This window comes from Bartonella sp. AD24XZML (genome assembly GCF_042196485.1).
Classification (GTDB): Bacteria; Pseudomonadota; Alphaproteobacteria; order Rhizobiales; family Rhizobiaceae; genus Bartonella.
In genome coordinates, this window is sequence record NZ_JBHIQH010000057.1 from 1 (window position 1) to 1,585 (window position 1,585).

Here is a 1,585-nt window from a genome sequence, read left to right on the forward strand (position 1 = left end):
ATTTCATCAGAATTTATAAGAATTGGATTTTCCATAATTTCTCCTCCCTAACGCCTCTTGGCAATTGTTTGTGCGTGGTTTATGGAATATATATAATACGCATAATGCATACTTGTCAACAATAAAATATGCGTTATGTGTATTTTATTTTTAACGGTATAAAAATCTTGTAAGAAGATTTTTTCTAAATGACGATTCTCATGAAAGGGGAAGGTGAATGGTTATGAAAATAATAAAAAGTGATATAGAACTAGATAACAAAATAATGCATCTGGTTTCTACATTTAGTAATGAAAGAAAAAAAGCTTTTATTTTTTTTCTTCTGCATGCAGGCGATTTAAAAGGTGAAGAATTGTTTCTTTATCTGGTTGAGTTGTTTTTTGCAGTAGATTAATAATTTGCTCATCAACAGTTTTTTTTGTCGCAGGAATTGGAAAGGAGGGGCCTTCTCCCTCTCCAGTTAATAACCATCCTTCACTAATTCTAAATGCTTTTGCATATTTCGCAGATGCCCGCGATATTCCTCTTAATCCTTGTTCGTGCTGTATATAGCTAGAGTAGTTCCAGCCAAAATATCTAGCTGCTTCTTTAGCACTTCTAAAACCACGCGCTAAACGCGCTTTTATTAATCTAGCAGATTGGTCTATCGTGTTACTAAGCATTTTTATCTCCTTAATATATTCATATTGCATATAATTGGTATGCGTTTCGACTTGACTTTTAAGTACTCATAATGCATATTATTTTTTATGGGAAAAATAGCAGTAAAACAGTTACGTAAAAATCTGAATTTAACTCTGAAAGAAATGGCAGAACGGTTAGGCGTCAACAAGTCAACAGTATGGCGTTGGGAAAAATATGGTGTTCCTTCAAGAGGAGCCGTTGCATATCTTCTCGAAGCGTTATGGAATGAACAATCTCCTCCAACGCCTGCTTTTATCAAGGGTTCCACTGTTTGCATGAAGCCATGTGAACAAAATGAAATGTTGCAATCTCAATATGAAGAAAGAAAATAAAAATGGACAGTTTGGCAGCGATGATTGTGTTTTTTATAGTCAATGTAATTACGATTTTTTGTTTTTATGTCTCTCATAAAAAAATGCAAAGCTCTACAAAGGTGTTGCAAAGTTCATATTATACTTTTTACATTTTAGAAGATTTTACAAAAGAAATGCATTTTCCAGATGGCAGCACAATTGTTTTTAGCGATTCTGATTGGGATTTTTCTCTTGATGAAAATGATAATTTAATAGCTAAAAGTGCTTTAGGACCTTCATTGTCCATAAAAGCATATAGTAACGCATATGGTTTCAAAAAACGTTTCATAGATAGCTTACAGAAATACAATCGATCTACACATTTAGTTAGTGCAGCCAGATAAGGCATGTAGTGTGTGTCTAAATTGAGTGAGTTCATTTTTTTAAACTTATGACTACACGCTCTGTCATAGCACACATATAAATACGCAACAGCAGGGGGGATTATGATCACTAATGCACAAACCATTCTCTGTCTTGATCTAGGGATGAAGACTGGCTGGGCGCTTCGTGATGCAGATGGTTTTATCACAAGCGATACAGAACAT

3 protein-coding genes are annotated in these 1,585 nt (G+C 34.1%); 2 read left to right on the forward strand and 1 reads right to left on the reverse strand.

The window, feature by feature from the left end:
* Positions 1-308: 308 nt before the first annotated feature.
* Positions 309-662 carry a helix-turn-helix domain-containing protein gene (locus ACFIMX_RS05560; RefSeq protein ID WP_375615508.1) on the reverse strand — a complete coding sequence of 118 codons (354 nt, stop codon included), beginning with the start codon at positions 660-662 and terminating at the stop codon, positions 309-311.
* 87 nt (positions 663-749) lie between these two features.
* Here ACFIMX_RS05560 and ACFIMX_RS05565 point away from each other — a divergent pair, with 87 nt between their 5' ends.
* Together ACFIMX_RS05565 and ACFIMX_RS05570 are read left to right on the forward strand one after the other, a co-directional pair.
* Positions 750-1,016 (forward strand): helix-turn-helix domain-containing protein, encoded by a 267-nt coding sequence (locus tag ACFIMX_RS05565; protein ID WP_375615507.1) that lies wholly within the window; start codon positions 750-752, stop codon positions 1,014-1,016.
* 2 nt (positions 1,017-1,018) lie between these two features.
* Positions 1,019-1,381: a hypothetical protein gene (locus ACFIMX_RS05570; RefSeq protein ID WP_375694162.1), complete on the forward strand. Its 363-nt coding sequence runs from the start codon at positions 1,019-1,021 to the stop codon at positions 1,379-1,381.
* Positions 1,382-1,585: the final 204 nt, after the last annotated feature.